This is a genomic window from Streptomyces tamarix (genome assembly GCF_032423885.1).
GTDB classification, from domain to species: Bacteria; Actinomycetota; Actinomycetes; order Streptomycetales; family Streptomycetaceae; genus Streptomyces; species Streptomyces tamarix.
In genome coordinates, this window is record NZ_JAWCTQ010000003.1 from 186731 (window position 1) to 204334 (window position 17604).

The window sequence follows — 17604 nt, forward strand, 5'->3', positions numbered from 1 at the left end:
CGTACCGGCGGGGCGGTCCGACCCGGTGGGCGGTCAGAAGAGCTTGCCGGGGTTGAGGATGTTCAGGGGGTCGAAGGTCCGTTTGATGCCGCGCTGGAGTTCGAGCCCCACGGGGCCGAGTTCACGGGCGAGCCACTCTTTCTTGAGCACGCCGACGCCGTGCTCGCCGGTGATGGTGCCGCCCAACTCCAGGCCGAGGGCCATGATGGCGTCGAACGACGCGCGGGCGCGCCGCGACTCGTCCGGGTCGGTGTGGTCGAAGCACACGACGGGGTGGGTGTTGCCGTCGCCCGCGTGGGCGCAGACGCCGATGGTCAGGCCGTACGCGTCGGCGATGGCGGCCGTGCCGTCGAGCATCTCGGCGAGGCGGGAGCGGGGCACGCACACGTCGTCGATCATCGTGGCGGTGGAGACGGTCTCCAGGGCGGGCAGGGACATCCTGCGCGCCTGGAGGAGCAGCTCGGACTCGGCGGGGTCGTCGGCGGGGACGACCTGGGTGGCCCCGGCGGCGGTGCACAGCTCCCCCACGGCGGCCAGGTCGGCTGTGGGGTCCGGGGTGTCGAACGCGGCCAGCAGCAGCGCGGCGGTCGTGTCGGGCAGCCCCATGTGGCCGAGGCGGTTGACCGCCTGGACGGTGGTGCGGTCCATCAGTTCGAGCAACGAGGGCGTGTGGCCGCGTTCCATGATCGAGCAGACGGCGGCGCACGCGTCCGCGGTGGACGCGAACTCGGCGGCCAGGGCGAGCTGGACGGGCGGCTTCGGCCTGAGGGCGAGCACGGCGCGCACGACGACGCCGAGGCTCCCCTCGGAGCCGACGAACAGCCGGGTCAGGTCGTACCCGGCGACGCCCTTGGCGGTGCGGCGGCCGGTGGACAGCAGCCGCCCGTCGGCGAGGACGACGTCCAGGCCGAGGACGTACTCGGCCGTGACGCCGTACTTGACGCAGCACAGGCCGCCGGACGCGGTCCCGATGTTGCCGCCGATGGTGCACGTCTCCCAGCTGGACGGGTCGGGCGGGTAGTACAGGCCGTACTCGGCGACGGCCCGGGACAGCACGGCGTTGACGACGCCCGGCTCGACGACGGCGGTCCGGTCGACCGGGCTGATGTCCAGGATCCGGTCCATCTTGACCAGGGAGAGCACGATGCAGCCGTCGGTGGCGTTGGCCGCCCCCGACAGGCCGGTGCGGGCGCCCTGCGGGACGACGGGCACGCGCAGCTCGGTGGCCGTGCGCATCACGTGCTGGACCTGCTCCACGGTCCGGGGCAGCACGACGACGGCCGGGGTGCCGGCGGGGCAGAAGCCCGCCATGTCGCGGGCGTAGGAGGGGGTCACGTCCGGGTCGGTGATCAGGGCCTCGGCGGGGAGGCCGGCGCGCAGCCGGCGCAGCAGATCGTCCATGATCCCAGCGTGGCACCCGGGGCCATCGGTGTGAACCGGGCGTGTGCCGACCGTGGACGACCCGGGACGGCCCGGTGGCCGCGCGCACAGTGAGCGGCATGAGGACGGAACGGGTCCCCCGGGTGGTGCTGCTCGCCTGGGCGGGTGTGGTGGCGGCGGGGGCGCTCGCGCTGTTCGCGGCCGAAGGTCTGACGGGTCCCGGCGGCGCACGGGGCGGCGGGGCGCGGCCCGCGCCGGGTCCGGTGGCGCGGGCCGCGGCGGCGGTGGAGGCGGGGGCCTCGGCGACGGTGCCGGAGCTGGCGGCGCTGATCGGCGACCGGGAGGCGTGGCTGCGCCGGCACCCGGGCGACGACGCGTCGTGGGCGGTGCTGGGCGCGGCGTACGCGGAGCGCGGTGCGCGGACCGGTGACCCGGCGGCGTACCGGAAGGCGGAGCGGGCGCTGCGGCGCTCCCTGGACGTCCGCCCGGCCGCGCGGGGCAACACGGACGCGGCGATCGGCATGGGCGCCCTGGCGCGGGCGCGGGGCGACTTCGCGGCGGCGCGGCGCTGGGCGGAGGAGACCCTCCGGCGGCAGCCGCGGACGTGGCGGGCGGAGGCCCTGCTGGTCGACGCGTACCGGGGCCTCGGCGACGACGCGGCGGCCGGGAAGGCACTGGAGCGGCTGCGGAAGCTGCGCCCGGCGGGCCCGGCGGCACTGACCCGGGCTGCGGAGCTGTACCGGGACCGGGGCTGGCGGGAGGACGCGGCGGCCCTGGCGCACGACGCGGTGGCGCGGGCCGGGACGCCCGCCGAGCGGGCGGCGTGCCTGCGGCTGCTGGGCGACCTGGCGTGGGAGCGGGGCCGTCCGCGCGAGGCGCTCGCCCCGTACGGGGCCGCGCTGCGCCTGGCGCCCGGCGACGCGCCGTCGCTGGCGGGCCGGGCGCGGGCACTGGCGGCGCTGGGGCGCACGGACGAGGCGGTACGGGCGTACGGGGCGGCGCTGGCGGCGCGCCCGCTGCCGGAGTACGCGCTGGAGGCCGGTGACCTGTACGCCGCGCTGGGCCGGGACGCGGAGGCGCACGAGCGGTACGGGGAGGCGCTGGCGCGGGCGGCGGAGGCGGCCGGGCACGGCGTGGACCAGGCCCTCGTCCGCGCCCGGTACGAGGCGGACCACGGCGATCCGGAACGGGCGGTGGCGCGGCTGCGCGCGAAGTGGCGGCTCGGGCACCGGTCCGCCGACGTGGCGGACGCCCTGGGCTGGGCGCTGCTGAAGGCGGACAGGGCCGGGGAGGCGCTGCCGTACGCGCGGGCGGCGACCGAAAGGGGGGTGCGCAGCGCGCTGTTCGCGTACCACCGGGGCGAGGTGGAGCGGGCGCTGGGCAGGACCGGGGCGGCGCGGCGGCACCTGGAGGAGGCGCTGCGGATCCACCCGGGCTTCTCGCCGCTGTACGCGCCCGAGGCGCGGCGGGCGCTGGCGGAGCTGGGCGAGCCGTCGGGCCCCCCGCCGGAGCGGTAGGCGGGCGGTCGGGGCGCGGCCGGGGCGGCGGGCGGCCGGGGCGGTGGACGGCCGGGGAGCGGCCGAGGTGGCGGACGGCCGGAGAGCAGCCGGGGCGGCGGGCGGCCGGGACGCCGGACATGACGGGGCGGCGGGCGGCCGGGGCGCGGCCGGGCGGCCCCGCGGGTCAGGGTCCGCGGGGCCGCGTACCGGGGCGGCGTTACAGGTTGCCGCGCTTGGCCTGCTCGCGCTCGATGGCCTCGAACAGGGCCTTGAAGTTGCCCTTGCCGAAGCCCATTGAGCCGTGCCGCTCGATGAGTTCGAAGAAGACCGTCGGGCGGTCCTGGACGGGCTTGGTGAAGATCTGGAGCAGGTAGCCGTCCTCGTCGCGGTCGGCGAGGATCTTCAGCTCGCGCAGCGTCTCGATCGGGACGCGCGTGTCGCCGACCCACTCGCCGAGCGTGTCGTAGTACGAGTCGGGGGTGTCGAGGAACTGCACACCGGCCGCGCGCATGGTGCGCACGGTGCTGACGATGTCGTTCGTGGCGAGCGCGATGTGCTGGACGCCGGCGCCGCCGTAGAACTCCAGGTACTCGTCGATCTGCGACTTCTTCTTCGCGATCGCCGGCTCGTTGATCGGGAACTTCACCTTGAGGGTGCCGTCCGCGACGACCTTCGACATGAGGGCGGAGTACTCGGTGGCGATGTCGTCGCCGACGAACTCCTTCATGTTGGTGAAGCCCATGACCTTGTTGTAGAAGGCCACCCACTCGTTCATCTTGCCGAGTTCGACGTTGCCGACGCAGTGGTCGATGGCCTGGAAGGTGCGCTTGGCCGGCGGCTCGACGATCGGGGAGGCGGCGACGAAGCCGGGCAGGTACGGGCCGGTGTAGCCGGAGCGGTCGACCAGGGTGTGGCGGGTCTTGCCGTACGTGGCGATGGCGGCGAGGACGACGGTGCCGTGCTCGTCCTTGACCTCGTACGGCTCCTCGACGCCGGTGGCGCCGTGCTCGACCGCGTACGCGTACGCCTTGCGGGCGTCGGGGACCTCGATGGCGAGGTCGATGACGCCGTCGCCGTGCTCCGCGACGTGGTCGGCGAGGAAGCGGCCCCGGTCGGTGGACGGCTTGATGACGGAGGTCAGCACGAAGCGGGCGGCGCCGTTCGTCAGCACGTAACTGGCGGTCTCGCGGCTGCCGTTCTCCGGTCCGGAGTACGCGACGAGCTTCATGCCGAAGGCCGTGGAGTAGTAGTGCGCGGCCTGCTTGGCGTTGCCGACGGCGAAGACGACCGCGTCCATGCCCTTCACCGGGAAGGGGTCGGCCTGCCGGGCGGTGTCGGGGGTGTCATGCAGGGTCTCAGTCATGGCGGCAGGTTCCCTCCGTTCCACAAGCTGCGCAATACTTTGCGTTTCCTCTGGTCAATGTGTACAGCGGGGCTCCAGGATGAGGGGGCGTTCTGTACAGGATGACCACCGGGAGGCAGCCGTGGCGATCGATCATCTGGACGGCAGGCTCATCGCCCTGCTCGCGCGGGAGCCGAGGATCGGAGTGCTGGAGGCGTCGCGGCGGCTGGGGGTGGCGCGCGGCACGGTCCAGGCGCGCCTGGACCGGCTGCAGGCGCACGGCGTGATCCGGGGCTTCGGACCGGAAGTGGACCCGGCGGCGCTGGGGTACCCGGTGACGGCGTTCGCGACGCTGGAGATCAAGCAGGGGCAGGGCACGGACGTCCGGGAGCACCTGGCGGGCGTGCCGGAAGTGCTGGAGCTGCACACGACGACGGGCCACGGCGACATGCTGTGCCGCCTGGTGGCCCGCTCGAACGCGGACCTCCAGCGGGTGATCGACCGGGTGGTGGGCTTCGACGGGATCGTCCGCGCGTCGACGGCGATCGTGATGGAGAACCCGGTACCGCTGCGGATCATCCCGCTGGTCGAGCAGGCGGCAACGGACACGGACCTGCCACCGGCCCGGCGCGCCTGACCGGGCGGGGGACGGCGTGACGGTCGGGGCGTAGGGGGTTGGGGGGTGGGGGTGACGGTCGGGGCGCGGCGGGATGGGGGGACGGCAGGGCAAAGGGGACGGCGGGACGGGGGGTGACGGTCGGGCGCGACGGACCGGGGCCGAGTGGGGCGGAGTGGGGCGGGGCCGAGTGGGGCGGGCGCGACAGGCCGGAGTCGGGCAGGCCGGAGTGGGGCAGGCCGGAGTGGGGCAGGCCGGGTCGGACGGAGTGGGGCGCGACGGGCCGCGGCGGAGCAGGGCGTGGCGGGCGGGCCGGGACCGGCACGCGCCGCGCCCTGGCGGGGGGAGGCTCCCGGGGCTCCGGGTCAGCAGGAGGGGACGCGGGCGCCGTCGCCGAGGGCCTTCAGGGACGCGACGGCGTCCTTCAGCGTCCCCACCGGGATCAGCCGCAGCCCGCCCGGCCGGGTCGCCAGGGCGTCGTCGCACTCGGCCTTCGGTACGAGGAACACCGTCGCCCCGTCCCGCGCGGCGGCCTGCGTCTTGAGCGACACGCCGCCGACCGCGCCGACCGTCCCGTCGGGGGCGATCGTCCCCGTACCCGCGACGACCCGACCGCCGGTGAGGTCACCGCCCTCGCCGTCGCCGGCCAGTTTGTCGACGATGCCGAGGGAGAACAGCAGCCCGGCGCTGGGCCCGCCGACGTCGGCGAGGTGCAGCTTCACCTCGACGTCCTTCTCGCTCCTGCCGAGGTGGTTCAGCGCGGCGGCGACCGCGCTGTCCTGGGACGACCGCATCTGGCCGAGGTTGCGCTTCTCGATCTCCCGGTCCGTCTTGCCCGCCGGGTAGACCGAGTCGTGCGGCAGGACCGCCCGGTCGCGGCGGAACCAGGCGCTGACGACGTCCCCGAGGCCGATGTCGGAGCGCGGCGCGGTGGCCACGATCGTGGTCATCCGCAGTTGCCCGCTGGTCTTCCGCACGGGCGCCCCGGAGACGGTGATCACGGGCCGCCCCTTGTCCGCCCCGAGCACGTCCGCCGTCGACCCGGGCAGGGCGATCGTGAACGGCAGCGGCGCGAACGCGGCCACCGCGAGCAGTGCGAGCACGGGCAGGGCGCACAGGAGCAGGGCACGGGGGCGCGAGAGACGGGAGAGCACGAACCCAATCTATCGGCCCGCCCCCGCCCACCCCTTCCGGGCGGCACGACGGAGCCCGCCCGGACGGCACGACGGGCCCGCGGGACGGCACGACGGGCCCCGGCCCGGCCGATCACCCCGCGGGGCGGGGACGTCAGCACAGAGCGTCCGCCGGCTCGGGGATCCGTCAGCGCAGGGCGACCACCGGCTCGGGGAACCGCCGGCGCAGGCCCGCCAACGTAGAGCGGCCCCCTACCCCGCAGGCCCGCCAGCGCAGGGCGGCCGCCTCTCACCAACCCGCCGACGCAGGGCGTCCCCCACCCCGCAGGCCCGTCAGCGCAGGGCGTCCGCCACCTCGCGGGCCGCGTCGACCACACGGGGCCCGACCCGCTCCGGCACGGCGTCCGTCAACATGACCACTCCCACGCTGCCCTCGATGCCCGTCACGCCCAGCAGCGGGGCCGCCGCGCCGCTCGCGCCCGCCTCCAACTCGCCGTGCGTGAGGGTGTAGCCGGGCTCGGACGGGCCGCCGGCCTGGCGGGCGTGGAGGATCGCGCGCCCGGCGGCACCCCGATCGAGCGGGTGGCGGAACCCGGCCCGGTACGCCACGTGGTAGTCCGTCCAGGTCGGCTCGACGACGGCGACGGCCAGTGCCTCGGCACCGTCGACGAGGGTGAGGTGCGCGGTCGCCCCGATGTCCTCGGCGAGCGAGCGCAGCGCGGGCAGCGCGGCCTCGCGTACGAGCGGGTGGACCTGGCGGCTCAGCCGCAGCACGCCGAGCCCGACACGGGCCCGGCCACCGAGGTCGCGGCGTACGAGCGCGTGCTGTTCGAGCGTGGCGAGCAGACGGTAGACGACGGTCCGGTTGACACCGAGCCGGTGGGACAGCTCGGTGACGGTCAACCCGTGGTCGGTGTCGGCGAGCAGCTTGAGGACACGCAGTCCCCGGTCGAGCGTCTGGGAGGTTTCCGCGGTCACGACGCCCCCTCCTTCGGAGTGAGTGACGGCGGACACTCTCAACGCGGAAGCGATACCCGTCCCTTGAGCATCGCACCGAGAGGCCGCCGGCAGGCCATGGCACACCGGCTGCGCTCCGCGGCGGCGCTGCCACGGGGCGTTTGCATGTGTCCGGACAGTAACGAGCGGATCCGCTGAGCGGAAGACCTCGTCCAGAATCCGGGCGCCGATGGGGATTTGATCCCGGGATGCTCCTTTCCTCGCGACGGCGCCCCGAAGCCGTACCCGAAACCGGGCCGCCCGGGGCGCGCGTCGGAGGGCGGGGTCAGCGCATCCGCGTGGCCCACTCCTGGACCTTCTTGATCCGCTCCCGGATCTGCCCGGCCGTCGCCTCGGCGCTCGGCGGGCCGCCGCACACCCGGCGCAGCTCGGTGTGGATGACGCCGTGCGGCTTGCCGCTCTGGTGGACGTACGCGCTGACCAGCGTGTTCAGCTGCTTGCGCAGCTCCATCAGCTCCTTGTGGGAGACCACGGGCCGCCGCTCGGCGGGCAGTTCGAGGAGGTCGGCCTCCTCGGCGGGCTTCTGCCGGCTGTGCGCGATCTGCCGGGCCTGCCGCTTCTGCAGCAGCAGCCGCACCTGGTCGGGCTCCAGCAGGCCGGGGATGCCGAGGTAGTCCTGCTCCTCCTGGCTGCCGGGGTGGGCCTGCATGCCGAACTCGGCGCCGTTGTACATCACCCGGTCGAAGACGGCGTCGGACTCCAGCGCCTCGAAGGGCAGCATGTCCTGTTCGCCGGTGTCCTCGTCCTGCTGCTTGTTCGCCTCGTCCAGCTCCTTCTCGGACTCGGCGTACGGGTCCTCCTCGCCCGCCTTCTTCGGCCGGTCGAGGACGTGGTCGCGCTCGACCTCCATCTCGTTGGCGAAGCCGAGGAGCATCGGGACGGTCGGCAGGAACACGGACGCGGTCTCGCCGCGCCGCCGGGACCGGACGAAACGCCCCACGGCCTGCGCGAAGAACAGCGGCGTGGAGATCGTCGTGGCGTACACGCCGACCGCGAGGCGCGGCACGTCGACGCCTTCGGACACCATCCGGACGGCGACCATCCACCGGTCGTCGCTCTCGCTGAACTCGTCGATCCGCTTCGAGGCGCCCGCGTCGTCGGAGAGGACGAGGGTCGCCCCGTGCCCCGTGATCTCCCGGATGAGCTTGGCGTACGCGCGCGCCGACTCCTGGTCGGAGGCGATGACGAGGGCGCCGGCGTCGGGGACGGCCTTGCGGACCTCGGTGAGCCGCTGGTCGGCGGCGCGCAGCACGTTCGGCATCCAGTCGCCGCGCGGGTCGAGGGCGGTGCGCCACGCCTGCGAGACCGCGTCCTTGGTCATCGGCTCGCCCAGCCGGGCGGCGACCTCGTCACCGGCCTTGGTGCGCCAGCGCATGTTGCCGCTGTAGCTGAGGAAGATCACGGGGCGGACGACGCCGTCGGCGAGGGCGTTGCCGTAGCCGTACGTGTAGTCGGCGGAGGACCGCCTGATCCCGTCGTTCCCCTCCTCGTACGTGACGAAGGGGATGGGGTTCGTGTCGGACCGGAACGGCGTACCGGTCAGCGCCAGTCGCCGCGTCGCCGGCTCGAACGCCTCCAGGCACGCCTCGCCCCAGGACTTGGAGTCGCCGGCGTGGTGGATCTCGTCGAGGATCACGAGGGTCTTGCGCTGCTCGGAGCGGTTGCGGTGCAGCATCGGCCGCACGCCGACACCGGCGTACGTGACGGCGACGCCGTGGTACTCCTTGCTGAGCGGGCCCGCGCTGTACTCCGGGTCCAGCCTGATCCCTATCCGCGCCGCGGCGGCCGCCCACTGCTTCTTCAGGTGCTCGGTCGGGGCGACCACGGTCACCTGCTGCACGACGTGGTGGTGCAGCAGCCAGGACGCGAGGGTCAGCGCGAAGGTCGTCTTGCCGGCGCCGGGCGTGGCGACGGCGAGGAAGTCCCGGGGCTGCTCCTGGATGTACTTGTCCATCGCGGCCTGCTGCCAGGCACGCAGCTTGTTGGCCGTGCCCCAGGGGGCGCGGCCGGGGAAGGCGGGAGAGAGGTGATGGGAGGCGGTAGTAGTCACGGTCTCCGATTCGGTGCTCTCGGACGCATGGGGGGTGCGCACGGCTTACGTACGACAACCGGGCCACCCTACCGGTGCCCCGCCCCGCCCCCGGCCGGGACGGGGCCGTGACCTCGCGGAGTGCGAGCGGCGTCACACGCCGGGCGCGCCGGACCGCCCGACGCCCCCGGCACCACCCGGGCGGACACCCCACCCGGGCGACCCGCCCACGTCACCGCACCCGCGCGCCCCGCGCCCGCCCGCGCTCCGGGCCCGCCCGCGTCACCGCGCCCACGCGCACTCCGCTCCGCCCCCGTACTTCGAACCCGTCCGCGTCACCACACCTCCGCGCCCCGCGCCCGCCCGCACTCCGGGCCCGCCCACGTCACCGCGTCCGCTCGCCGTCCCGCAACCGGGTCGCCACCCACGCGCCCACCAGCGCCACCGCCGCCATCGGCAGGAACACCGCCGCGAAGGCCGCCGGGTGCGACCCGACCGCCCCGGCACCGGCGACGGCGTGGCCGGCCGTCGACCCGCCGCCGAGCGCGGCGAACGCCGCGCCGCCCGCCGCGAGCAGCAGGACGTTCGCCAGGCCGTCCGAGATCTGGAGCGCCGCCGAGTTCGCCCCGGCCTCCTCCGGCGCGGACAGCTTCAGCAGCATCACGCTCGTCGAGGCGATGACCATGCCCATGCCGAAGCAGCCGAAGCCCCAGGCGACCCCGACGATCCACACCGGCACGGCGGGGACCAGCACCGACGGCACGGCCGCGATCGCCGCCGTGACGAGCAGCATCCCCAGCACCATCAGCCGCTCCCGGTACGGCTCCATCCGCGGCCGCGACTGGACGAACGACCCCAGCGCCCACGTCGCCCCGCCCACGGCCAGCGACAGCCCCGCGAGCGTCGGGCTCAGCCCCCGCTCGGTGACCAGCATCAAGGGGACGAACGACTCCGCGGAGATGAACGCGCCCGCCGAGATCCCGCGCAGCAGCACCACGGACGGCAGCCCGCGCGCCGCCCGGTACGTGCCGCGCGGCAGCAGCCCGAGTACGGCCGGTACGAGCAGCGCGGCACCGACCGCGGCGGGCACCACGGACAGCCAGCGCAGCTCCTGCCCCGCGTACTGGAGGAGGCCGGCACCCACGGAGATCGCCAGCGCCAGCCGCAACCGCCGCGCGTCGAACGCCGGGACCGGCGCCTCCGGGTCGGCGGGCCCGGCGGCCCGGTGCCGTATCGCCGGCAGGGCGAGCACCAGCGGGAGCACCACGAGCGCCGGGATCCCGAGGAAGACCCACCGCCACCCGAGCCGCTCCGTCAGGGTGCCGGCCGCCAGGGGGCCCACGACCGACGGGATCACCCAGCTCGCCGCGAACGCCGCCATGATCGCGGGCCGCAACCTCTCCTCGTACGCCCTGCCGACCACCACGTACAACGCGACGATCACCAGTCCGCCGCCGAGGCCCTGCACGGCCCGTCCGAGGATGAACAGCCACATCGCCCCGGCCGTCCCGGACACGACCAGGCCCGCCCCGAAGGCGCCGATCCCGGTCGCGAGCGCGCCCAGCGGCCCGCTCCGGTCGGCCCACTGGCCGGCCAGCACCATGCCGAAGAGGCTGGTCGTGAAGTACGCCGAGAACGCGAACGCGTACAGCGGCACGCCGTCCAGCTCCCGCGCCGCGACGGGCATCGCCGTCCCGACGGCGGTCGCCTCGAAGGCGATCAGCAGGACGACGGAGACGATGCCCACGCTGAGCGCCCGGTGCTCCCGGTCGAGCACACTGCCGCCGCCCCGCTCCGGCGGGGAGGGGGCGGCGGTGTCGGTGGTGGTTTTGTCGGTGACGGTGTCGGCGACGGTCGGGTCAGGGGCACTCATGCCCTCAAGAGTAAGGGGCTTCGGTGCAGGTGACACCTGTCGCGAGTCGGGGAACCGCTCGGGCTCGGGCCCTACGACCTCCGGCCCGCCGCGACGGCCTCGCCCCGGCCCTCACCCCTGGTAGGCGTCCCGCAGACCCTGAATGTCGATCTTCTTCATGCCCATCATGGCCTTGGTGACGCGCTTGGCCTTCTCGGGGTCCGGATCGGTGATCATCTCGTCCAGGACGCGCGGGGTGACCTGCCACGACAGCCCGTACTTGTCCTTGAGCCACCCGCAGGGCCCCTCCTCGCCGCCCGCGCCGAGCCGGGACCAGAAGTAGTCGACCTCCTCCTGGTCCTCACACGCCACGGAGAGCGAGACGGCCTCGTTGAACTTGAACTCGGGCCCGCCGTTCATCGCCACGTAGCGCTGCCCCGCGAGCTCGAACTCGACGGTCATGACCGTGCCCGCCGGCATCGGCGTCCCCTCGGGATAGCGGTCGACCTTCACGATCCGCGAGTCATCGAAGATCGCGGTGTAGTGGTTGGCCGCCTCCTCCGCCTCGGTGTCGAACCAGAGGAACGGCGTGATCTTCTGCTGCATGGTGGGCTCCCTTCCCTGTCCATGGGTAGACCGGGAAGGGCCCCGCAACTCATCGTTCACCCGGGAGAACGCGTCCCGCCTCCCGGATCAGCCCTCGACGGACCGCACCACGGGCTCGCCCCGGAGGGGCTTGTTCTCACACCCGAGGGCGTCGGTGACCCGGCGGGCCATGACGTAGAGGAAGGCGATCTGCTGCTTCTGCGCTTCGGCGTCCTTGCGACCGACGTTCAGAGTGTTCGCCAGCGTGGCCCGCAGCAGGGCGTTCTTCGAAACGGCTCCGAGATCACCGGGCAGCCTGCACGCCACACGGAACCTGGCAATGATGTCCGTCGCTTCGGCCGGAACACCACTGACCGTGTAGTGCCTGTAGTCCTCCGGCGGAACGCCACCGTGGTCCGACGCGCCAGGTGAAGTCCAGGAGATCTCGATCGCCACGCGGTCCGATCCGTGCTTGGGCTCGGGAATGTAGTCGCACACACCCATCGAAACGGTGGAGCTGCGCGGCTTCATTTTTCGCAGATCCTCTTCGAGCCGTTGAACGAGCTTCTCCGTCGTCTTGAACCATTCGTCCTTGAACCGCTCCGCTCGGAGCGTCGCCTGCAACAGTTCCTCGTCACGGGATCCCTCCGCGATGAGGCAAGGATGGTCTACGGAGGGGGCCGACGCGGAGTCGGCCTCACACGATGCCGTCAGCACGGCAAGCGCGAGGAGTCCTACGAAATGGACGCGACGCATACGGCGATCAGCCCCTCGGCGGGCGGAGGTGAGCCGCAGCCGCGTCGCGGCCAGCGGTGAAACCGCTTTTGGCATCGTTCTGCGCTGCTCGAAAGGCTGCCGACGCCTCGACGTGCTCACGTTCGCCTGCCACGCCGGCGACACGGGCGGGGCTTCCCTCACCCGCCACACGAGGAAGGCCCCGTCCGGAAGGGGCACAGACGTTCACAGATAGTCCGAAGAAGCATCGCGTCCCGGCATGCATCCGTCGTTCGCACTGTTCTCCGTCCCCTTCGAAGGCACATGCATCCTGCTTGTCATGAGAGCGGCTCGGGAAGGGAGTCAGCCGGCAGACCGGCATCGTTCTCGCACTGCAGGGACTTCGCCAACGCCCGCGTCGCGGCGGCCAAAAGTCTCAGGTTGGCCTGACGTGCTTCCTGCTCGGGGAGCGGGGGAGCGAGGTACCGGCTCAGCTCGCCGCGGATCACAGCGGGCCGGCTGGCACTGTCGACAAGCCGGGGACTCGTGCACTGGACATAAAGGAACGCGACCTTGGAGTCGGCATGTGCCTTGCGTCCCAACCCGTACGGGACGAGAGATGGATTCGACGTCTTGAGAGCCTTCTCCTGGACCAGGTCGAAGTTGATCTCGATGGCCGACGTGTCACTCCGCGGCCTGTAGACACGACACAGGTCCGCCTTCAGCCACTCGTCGACGAGGTGGGCGTCATGCAAGGACGCGATCGCCTCGGCTGTCCCCCGCACCCCCTCCGCCGCGCGGTGCTGCCGGAACTCCTTGCCGCCTGTTGATCGTTCCAACACGCGTGCCACCGAGCCGGAGAAAATCCCCTCACACACCTCGTCGGCACTCACCACCGTCTCCTCCTCATCGGGGTCAGTGCCGCCGCACGCCACCAGCCCCAGCATGAGCGCGAGTACGACAACCGTGCCCCACGATGAACTTCTGTCCCGCACCACACTCACCCCGCTAATTCCCGAGCTGCGGCGTGCTGCCCGTCGTCGACTCGCCGCCACGTCCCCACAGATGCCCTAGCTTCATGGATTGCTCAAGCGCCTGCCCGATCGCGCTGTCCCGCTCCGCGGACACCGGTACGCTCCCAAACCGTAGATCTCATCGTTCCCCCAGGCGTCACTGCCCTGCTCACCCCTTGCCAGGCTTCACCTCGGGTACGCCGTGGAGGGGTTTGTTCTGGCACCCAAGGGCATCAGTAGCCCGGCGGGCCATGACGTAGAGGAAGGCGCCCTGCTGCTTCTGCGCTTCGGCGCCCCTGCGGCCAATGTTCAGGGTGCTCGCCAGCACGGCCCGTAGCAGCGCATACTCCGTGGGGCCTTCGAGATCGCCGGGCAGCCTACATGCCACGCGGGACTTGACAATGATGTCCGTCGCCTCGACCGGAACACCGTTGATGTTGTAATGCGCGTAGTGCTCCGATGGGATGCCACGACCCGATGCGTCAGGTGACGTCCAGGAGAGCTCGATCGTCAAGCGGTCCGACCCGGGAGGGGGCTCGGGAATGTAGTGACGCAGGTGCCTCCCGACCGTGGAGGTTCCCGGTTTCATCTGCCGGATATCCTTCTCAAGCCGCTGGACGAGCTTCTCTGTCGTCGAGAACCATTGCTCCTGGAACTGCTCCGACCGGAGCGTTCGCTGCAACAGCTTCTCTTCACTGGCCCCCTTCGCAATGAGACAGGGGTGGGCTGCGGAGGGAGCCGACGCGGGCTCGGTCTCACAAGACGCCGTGAGCATCACGAGTGCGTCAAGCACCACAATCCGCACCATGGTTCCTGACGGAGGCGACACCAGTCGCATCACGTACTTGCTCATGCGCCAGCCGAAACCAGGCTGCGCCGAAGAACTTGGCGCGATTCAAGAAATGCGCCTGAGAACGGGCGCCTCCGGCATATCGGCATCGTTCTCACACTGCAGGAACCTCGCAAGCGCTCGCGTCGCGGCGGCCAGCAGTCGCAAATTGGCTTCACGGGTCTCTTCTGCAGGTGTCGGTGACCTGAAATCACGGGACAGTTGACCGCGCAGCAGAGCCGGGTGTTCGCTGCTTCCTCCGAGTTTCGGGCTTACACACTCGCTGTAGAGGAGAGCCTTCTCAGTTCCGGCTAGCGCATGGCGCCCCAACTCGTACCTGACGAGATCCAATCCATCACTCGAAAATTCCTTCTCTTCGCTCAGAGAAAAACCGATCTCAATGTCGGGAGTCGTACTATTCGGGCGATACACGAGGCACAAGTTCACTTTTTCAGATCTACCGGGCGCACCCCCCGGCGCGTACGCCAGCTTGATAGATTCAGCGGTCTCCGCAATGCCGGAACGCCACTCGAAGGGAAAGAACTCGTGCGTCGCAGTGGTCTTTTCCAACACCCGCGCCACATCTCCCGAAAAAATTCCCTCACAGATCTCACTGGAGGTGACCAGTCGCTTCTCCGACTCATCGGAGCCAGAATCGACACAGGCGCCCAGCACCAAACCGAGAGAAACCACTACACCCCCCCACCTGGAGCACTTCCGCAGATTCGCCACCCTCTTCACCTCGCTATTCACTGACCTGCGGTGTACTACCTTGACTCGCCTCACCGTTGATGCCCCAGAGATAACCAGTCTTCATGGCTCCCTCAAGGCCGGACCCAAAGGCGCCTTCAAACTCCATACCATGTCGCTCCAAAAACACCTCGTAAGCGACTTTTGCATTATCCTTTCCCGCAGCGTAGATAGAAGCTTTCTGCGTCTGTATGTCTTCGCTGCTATCTTTCTGCTTGGTCTCATAGTGCTCACCGATCGCCTGGTTGATCATCTGCCCCACAAGGCCCGTACCGGCTTCCTGAGAAACGGGGATGAGCGTCGCGGCCATTCCTACAGCGGCCACAGGCGGCAGGAAGGCCGCACCTGCCGCCACGACGACGCCAGTACCGAACTGGACCCATGCCGCTCGTTTCTGCAGCGCCTTGTTGTACTCCGCGTCGGCGTGGCGCCCCTCAGCCTCCACTTGACTGGCGCGGGCATTGTCGATGCGGCCGTGAACCTCGCTCCCCGTCCGTACGATGTCCTCCGCATAGGCCTGGTTGAGCCTGCCGCCCGAACCGACCTGAGCTTCGAGCATGCTGACGGTGTAAACCTTCTCCGCGTTGGAGATGTCCGCGTAGGCGTCCGGATACTTCCCCACCGCGCTGAGGAAGTCGGTCACTCCTTGAGCACCGAACTCGGCGCGCCCCTCCGCAGGGACGGAACTACCGACCTGGTCAGGCGAGAAGACGCTGGACGGCCTGTTGTCGTTCAACGCCCAGTTGATGTCGTCCACGTAGCCCGCGCCCATGCGCCCCAGGCTGTCCGCCAGGCCTTCCTGGTGCTTGAGGAGGCCCGGGTCCGTGCCGTAACGCATGACGACCTCCTCCATGATCTGAGCCGCTCTCGCGTCCCTGACCAGTTCGGGTGTGGCGTCGTCATACGCGTGTCCCAGGGTCGCGGACTCCAGAGCGTGCCCGAATGCGTCGGCCACGTACGAACGAGAGGCCTTCGCCTCATCCGGATGGTGGCCGACGATGTCCGGGAACGACGTGTAGTCCTTCGTGGCGAAGTAGTCGAGATAGCTGGTGATCTGGTTGCCCTTCCCGTCCAAGGGCGTGCCACCGACGAGTGTGCCGTCCTTGGCATACGCCTCGGGGGGCTCTGTGAAGAACTCCTTCGCCGCCTCCGGGCTGTGGCCGAGCGCCTCCAGCATGCTGATGACCGGGTCGTAGCCGGCGCCGTTCCGGCCCGATGGATTGAACGGATGCTTGTCGGGTCCCGCGATTCCCTTGCTGTCCGAGAACATGTACGGGTCCTTGGCGTGCAACTGGACCACGTGCTGTGCGATCGGATTGAGGAACTTCGGGTCGTAGTTGCCGTACCGCATGATGCCGCCGAGCAGTTGGTAGCCGTACGGGCCGTTGTAGTCGTACTTGCTCAGGAGAATGCGCTCCGTTCCGAGCCTGCGCATCTCCTCGGACCACTTCTGCGTCCAGGGGTCGTCGGCGGTGGCCGGTCTCGTCGCGGTCGCCAGGTTCAGGCCGAGGTTCTGCTGGAGCTGCTGCACGTCCTTGAGGCGCTGCGGGTCCTGCTTCGCGTAGTCGTACGTGTCGGTGGAGAGCTGTCCGAAGAACTCCAGGGCCCGCTTGGGGCCGAGCTCTCCGTAGAAGGCACGGGCGAACTCCTTGGACGCATGGTTGTCCCTGAGCAGTTCGTTCAGCTGTACCAGTTGCTCGTGGCTCAGTTCACGTCCCTTCGCCGCGAGAGTGAGCGCACGGTGCGCTTCCTCGGCGTCGAGACTCCGGTACTTGGGGGTGCTGAAGTTGTGCTTGTCCGCCGTGACGTTGGCCTTCAGCGCGTTCGATGTCGCAGTGTCGGCGTCGTCGCAGGTCTCCACCACTCTGTCGAGGCGCTTCTGCAGCGCCGCGACCTTGGCTCGCTGCTCGCCGAGCAGCAGTTCGTAGTCAGGGTCGTGTCGTGCGCCCTGGTCCTCCTCCAGCGGATGCGAGGCGACGACCTTGCCGTGCGAGGTCACCACCAGCCCCTGAGCCGGAGCGTCCACTTCGACGATCCTCCGGAGTTCCGCCTGCGCGTTTTTGAACGCGTTGTAGCCGTCACGAAGGACCGTCTCGATGCCCTTCGCGGCTTGGGCGGCGTCGTCGAACTCCTTGCCGGTCTTGGTGATGAACGCCTTGGTGACCTGGGCATTGATCCCGCGCCAGTACTCGTCCTTCGCCTTGACGACCATGGTGGAGTGGGCCGAATCGGCGAGCCTTTCCAACCGTTTCGCCATCTCCGTCCAGTCGTCGACGGACGCTTTCAGTGTGCCCAGCGGGGCGTGGTACACGTCGTTGAACGTGAGCAAAACAGACTCCCGCTACTGGAAGTACTCGCTGATCTTGGACACGGAAAGTGATGCCTTGACCTCTTCGTCGTCCTTGGCGTGGGTCGCGGCGCTGTAGTCGAGGTGGTTCGAGATGTGGGCGCAGGCGTCGATCAGTGTTCGCAGCTGGGAGTCCCACGTGTCGTGCACCGTCCGCAGGGCGGCTCCGGTTTGGAAGTTGTTGGTAGTCATCATGGTCGCCGCTTCGGACGTACTGGCCTTCGCGTGGTTGCCGTCCGTCTGGAGGCGGCGGTGCAGGTCGTACGCGGCGCCGCCGATCTCACCCAGCTTGTCCTGCCTGACCCTCAGGTCGGCGCCGCTTCCCCCGGGACCCGCCGGAGCCCCGTTCACACGCATACCGATCCGCGCCCGCGCATCCGCGTGTGCAGCGGCCCACTCTTCCTCGAACGACATCCGCCCCCCTTGATCAGCCGGAGTCCTCCACCCTAGGTGGCCCCGGAGGCGCGGCCCTCGGGGTTTCCCGCCCGTCGGCGTGGT

The 17604-nt window shown here is 70.8% G+C and carries 15 protein-coding genes; 2 read left to right on the forward strand and 13 right to left on the reverse strand.

The window, feature by feature from the left end:
• Positions 1 to 33 precede the first annotated feature (33 nt).
• Positions 34 to 1401: an FAD-binding oxidoreductase gene (locus RND61_RS04200; RefSeq protein ID WP_315876282.1), complete on the reverse strand. Its 1368-nt coding sequence runs from the start codon at positions 1399 to 1401 to the stop codon at positions 34 to 36.
• A gap of 98 nt (positions 1402 to 1499) precedes the next feature.
• Between RND61_RS04200 and RND61_RS04205 the strand changes: the two genes are divergently transcribed.
• Positions 1500 to 2897: a tetratricopeptide repeat protein gene (locus RND61_RS04205; protein WP_315876283.1), complete on the forward strand. Its 1398-nt coding sequence runs from the start codon at positions 1500 to 1502 to the stop codon at positions 2895 to 2897.
• Between the two features lie 199 nt (positions 2898 to 3096).
• Here the strand turns inward: RND61_RS04205 and hppD are convergent, their stop codons facing one another.
• Positions 3097 to 4242, reverse strand: coding sequence for a 4-hydroxyphenylpyruvate dioxygenase (hppD, locus tag RND61_RS04210; protein WP_315876284.1), 1146 nt, complete (start codon positions 4240 to 4242; stop codon positions 3097 to 3099).
• A gap of 121 nt (positions 4243 to 4363) precedes the next feature.
• Here hppD and RND61_RS04215 point away from each other — a divergent pair, with 121 nt between their 5' ends.
• A complete protein-coding gene (locus RND61_RS04215) occupies positions 4364 to 4858 on the forward strand; it encodes an Lrp/AsnC family transcriptional regulator (RefSeq protein WP_315876285.1) in 495 nt (164 codons plus the stop codon).
• Between the two features lie 344 nt (positions 4859 to 5202).
• Here the strand turns inward: RND61_RS04215 and RND61_RS04220 are convergent, their stop codons facing one another.
• The 11 genes from RND61_RS04220 to RND61_RS04270 form a co-directional block, all read right to left on the reverse strand.
• Entirely contained in the window at positions 5203 to 5991 is a 789-nt protein-coding gene (locus RND61_RS04220; protein WP_315876286.1) for a S16 family serine protease, read from the reverse strand.
• A 312-nt stretch (positions 5992 to 6303) separates the two neighbouring features.
• The gene (locus tag RND61_RS04225; protein ID WP_315876287.1) at positions 6304 to 6948 is read right to left on the reverse strand and encodes an IclR family transcriptional regulator; all 645 of its coding nucleotides are present in this window, start codon (positions 6946 to 6948) and stop codon (positions 6304 to 6306) included.
• A gap of 304 nt (positions 6949 to 7252) precedes the next feature.
• Positions 7253 to 9037 (reverse strand): DEAD/DEAH box helicase, encoded by a 1785-nt coding sequence (locus tag RND61_RS04230; RefSeq protein ID WP_315876288.1) that lies wholly within the window; start codon positions 9035 to 9037, stop codon positions 7253 to 7255.
• 364 nt (positions 9038 to 9401) lie between these two features.
• Entirely contained in the window at positions 9402 to 10889 is a 1488-nt protein-coding gene (locus RND61_RS04235; protein ID WP_315876289.1) for an MFS transporter, read from the reverse strand.
• 111 nt (positions 10890 to 11000) lie between these two features.
• Positions 11001 to 11474: a VOC family protein gene (locus RND61_RS04240; protein WP_315876290.1), complete on the reverse strand. Its 474-nt coding sequence runs from the start codon at positions 11472 to 11474 to the stop codon at positions 11001 to 11003.
• 87 nt (positions 11475 to 11561) lie between these two features.
• Positions 11562 to 12329 (reverse strand): hypothetical protein, encoded by a 768-nt coding sequence (locus RND61_RS04245; RefSeq protein WP_315876291.1) that lies wholly within the window; start codon positions 12327 to 12329, stop codon positions 11562 to 11564.
• Between the two features lie 176 nt (positions 12330 to 12505).
• Positions 12506 to 13114, reverse strand: a complete 609-nt coding sequence (locus tag RND61_RS04250) for a hypothetical protein (RefSeq protein ID WP_315876292.1) — start codon at positions 13112 to 13114, stop codon at positions 12506 to 12508.
• A 235-nt stretch (positions 13115 to 13349) separates the two neighbouring features.
• Positions 13350 to 14033, reverse strand: coding sequence for a hypothetical protein (locus RND61_RS04255; RefSeq protein WP_315876293.1), 684 nt, complete (start codon positions 14031 to 14033; stop codon positions 13350 to 13352).
• 42 nt (positions 14034 to 14075) lie between these two features.
• Entirely contained in the window at positions 14076 to 14702 is a 627-nt protein-coding gene (locus RND61_RS04260; RefSeq protein ID WP_315876294.1) for a hypothetical protein, read from the reverse strand.
• A gap of 52 nt (positions 14703 to 14754) precedes the next feature.
• Positions 14755 to 17088, reverse strand: a complete 2334-nt coding sequence (locus tag RND61_RS04265) for a DUF6571 family protein (RefSeq protein ID WP_315876295.1) — start codon at positions 17086 to 17088, stop codon at positions 14755 to 14757.
• Positions 17089 to 17100: 12 nt separating this feature from the next.
• Positions 17101 to 17463, reverse strand: coding sequence for a hypothetical protein (locus RND61_RS04270; RefSeq protein WP_315876296.1), 363 nt, complete (start codon positions 17461 to 17463; stop codon positions 17101 to 17103).
• Between the last annotated feature and the right edge of the window lie 141 nt (positions 17464 to 17604).

Coding starts and splice junctions, on each gene's coding strand:
- RND61_RS04200 (WP_315876282.1), bottom strand. CDS start 1,401: ATGGACGATCTGCTGCGCCGGCTGCGCGCCGGCCTCCCCGCCGAGGCC.
- RND61_RS04205 (WP_315876283.1), top strand. CDS start 1,500: ATGAGGACGGAACGGGTCCCCCGGGTGGTGCTGCTCGCCTGGGCGGGT.
- hppD (WP_315876284.1), bottom strand. CDS start 4,242: ATGACTGAGACCCTGCATGACACCCCCGACACCGCCCGGCAGGCCGAC.
- RND61_RS04235 (WP_315876289.1), bottom strand. CDS start 10,889: ATGAGTGCCCCTGACCCGACCGTCGCCGACACCGTCACCGACAAAACC.
- RND61_RS04240 (WP_315876290.1), bottom strand. CDS start 11,474: ATGCAGCAGAAGATCACGCCGTTCCTCTGGTTCGACACCGAGGCGGAG.
- RND61_RS04250 (WP_315876292.1), bottom strand. CDS start 13,114: ATGCTGGGGCTGGTGGCGTGCGGCGGCACTGACCCCGATGAGGAGGAG.
- RND61_RS04255 (WP_315876293.1), bottom strand. CDS start 14,033: ATGAGCAAGTACGTGATGCGACTGGTGTCGCCTCCGTCAGGAACCATG.
- RND61_RS04270 (WP_315876296.1), bottom strand. CDS start 17,463: ATGCGTGTGAACGGGGCTCCGGCGGGTCCCGGGGGAAGCGGCGCCGAC.